Source organism: Humidesulfovibrio sp., from assembly GCF_035560995.1.
GTDB lineage: Bacteria > Desulfobacterota > Desulfovibrionia > Desulfovibrionales > Desulfovibrionaceae > Humidesulfovibrio.
This window is the reverse complement of record NZ_DATMYK010000222.1, coordinates 1-2,559: the sequence shown is the minus strand read 5'-3', so window position 1 is coordinate 2,559 and position 2,559 is coordinate 1. Positions and strand designations below refer to the sequence as shown.

2 protein-coding genes and 1 tRNA gene are annotated in these 2,559 nt (G+C 61.8%); 2 read left to right on the top strand and 1 reads right to left on the bottom strand.

Annotated elements, in window-relative coordinates; genetic code table 11:
• Positions 1–78 precede the first annotated feature (78 nt).
• A tRNA-Pro gene (locus VN419_RS08855) sits at positions 79–155 on the bottom strand.
• A 200-nt stretch (positions 156–355) separates the two neighbouring features.
• On the opposite strand from VN419_RS08855, the gene VN419_RS08850 reads away from it, so the two are divergent.
• Both VN419_RS08850 and VN419_RS08845 read left to right on the top strand, forming a co-directional pair.
• Complete coding sequence (locus VN419_RS08850; RefSeq protein WP_325646614.1) at positions 356–1,456, top strand: chemotaxis response regulator protein-glutamate methylesterase; 1,101 nt, start codon at positions 356–358, stop codon at positions 1,454–1,456.
• A gap of 74 nt (positions 1,457–1,530) precedes the next feature.
• Positions 1,531–2,559, top strand: a 1,029-nt coding sequence (locus VN419_RS08845) for a HEAT repeat domain-containing protein (protein ID WP_325646612.1), incomplete at its 3' end; no start/stop codon positions are given.

Genomic DNA, 2,559 nt, shown 5'->3' with positions numbered 1-2,559 from the left:
CAGCTGACACCACCTCGCGGGCATGCGTGTGGAAATGAAAAAGGGCTTACGGAGGTATCCGTAAGCCCTTGCTCTTTGTGGTCGGGATGACTGGATTTGAACCAGCGGTCTCCGCGTCCCGAACGCGGCGCTCTACCAGGCTGAGCCACATCCCGTTGTCGAGAGGCTGGCTTTTAGCTGAATCGAATCCAAAAGGCAAGTGCCTGATGCGCGCTTCCTCGCATTTCCCGACAATCCCTCGCAAAGGCTTCTGGTTGGACAACTTAAAGAAAATATGAGACTCATTCTCTATTGTTCGGGGAGCTGCACTGTTCCCTCCTGATGACCCGGCGTTCGTGATGCAAAGGAGCTTTTTGTGATCAAGGTTGTAGTCGTCGATGATTCCGCGTTCATGCGCAAGGCCATCAGCACCATGCTGGCCAAGGACCCGGAGATCGACGTGGTCGCCACCGCCCGTGACGGCGAGGAAGGTCTCGAACTCATTCGCAAGCACAATCCCGATGTCGTCACCCTGGACATCGAGATGCCCCGTATGGACGGCCTCACCGCGTTGCGCCACATAATGATGGAAATGCCCAGACCCGTGCTCATGGTCAGCTCCCTGACCAGCGAAGGGGCCGAGGCCACCCTCAAGGCCCTGGATCTGGGCGCCGTGGACTTTATCCCCAAGCAGCTCTCCAAGGTCTCCCTGGACATCGTGAAGATCGAGGCCAGCCTCATCTCCAAGGTGAAGATCGTGGCTTCGCGCAAGATGATGCACTCCCGGCCGCGCCCGGCCACATCCATCCGACCCGCAACGCCGGTCAGCACGACCTCGCGCTACGAACCACGAAGCACAGGTTCAGGCGTCCCCGCGGCAATCACCAGCCCAAACGGCGCGGCCAAACGCGACGTGGTCGTCATCGGTGTTTCCACGGGCGGCCCCCCGGCCGTGCAGAAGGTCCTTTCCGCCTTTCCCGCCAATTTTCCGGCCAGCATCGTCATCGCCCAGCACATGCCAGCTGCCTTCACCGGGCCCTTCGCCAAGCGTCTGGACGGCCTGTGCCAGATAGCCGTGAAGGAAGCCGAGCCCGGCGACCGCCTGAAGCCCGGCTGCGCCTTCATCGCCCCCGGCGGCAAGCACCTGCTGCTCAAGCAGCTTGTCAGCCGCGTGGATCTTGAGATCAGCACCGAACCAGCCAGCGCCCTGTACAAGCCCTCGGCCAACGTGCTCATCGGCAGCGCGGCGGAAGCCGTGGGCCGGCGCGCCCTTGGCGTCATTTTGACAGGCATGGGCAACGACGGCATGGAGGGCATCCGCGCCCTGAAGCAGAAGGGCGGCCGTGCCCTGGCTCAGAGCGACGCCACCTGTGTTGTATATGGAATGCCTAAAGCAATTGTTGATGCTGGACTTTCGGACGAGATTGTTGATATTGATGACATGGCCCAAGCCATCATGAATAATCTGTACCTGTAAGCCGCGCGGGCCGCGGCGGGCTAAATGCCTGCAGCATCCACTGGTTGGACTAGACCCTGGAGGGGTTCAAGCCGATGACCGACTGCAAAGAAATCCTTGTGATGCTTAGAAGTGCCGAGACGGATGTGCTGCGCGAAGGCGCCTATCTGGCAGGCGAAGCCCGTTGTGAAGACGCGGTGCCACTACTCGTTGAGATGCTGAAAAGCAGCAACATCGGCGTTCAGGAATCCGCCGACAACGCCTTGCGGCAAATCGGAGGCAAGGAGGCCGTTACTGGCGTCATTCCCCTGCTGCGCTCCGACGAGGCCCCCGTGCGCAACGGGGCCATGGACATTCTGCGCGCCCTGGGCGGCCAGGAACTCTCGTCCGTCATCCCGCTGCTCAAGGAAGACGATGTCGACATCCGTATCTTCGCCACCGACATCCTGGGCTCCGCCGGCAATGTCATGGCCGTCACGCCGCTGTGCGACGCGCTCTTGAAGGACCCTGAGGTCAACGTGCGCTATCAGGCCGCGGTGAGCCTGGGCAACCTTGGCCTGCCAGAGGCGGCCAAGTGCCTGAACCAGGCCATGCGCGACGAGGAGTGGGTCCAGTATTCGGTCATCGAGGCACTGGCGAAGATCCGCCATTCAAGCTCCATCGACGCCATGGTCAAGGCCATGAGCCATTCCTCGGAACTCGTGGTGTCCATGATCATCGACGCCCTGGGCGAAATGGGCAACGTCAAGGCCGTGTCGCTTCTGCTCACCCGCATGGAGTCTTCCCCAACGGCCCTGCGCAACAAGATCGTCAAGGCTATCGTGAAGATCCTGGGCGCCAAGCTGGTGAACCTGCTGCCCAAGGATGCGCGGGAGAACTTCCGCGACTATCTGCTGGTGGCCCTGGAGGATGAAGAGGTGGAGGTGCAGGACGCCGCCATTCTCGGTCTGGCCGTCATGGGGGGCGACGACGCGGCGGCGGGCGTGTACGCCATCGCGGTGAAGCTTGACCCGGACAAGGACCAGGACCGCCTGGACGCCATGATCGGCAGTCTGGCCCAGATGGGTGTCACCGCGGTGCTCAAGAACGCCCTGCGCAACGAGGATGTCCACGCTGCGCTGGTC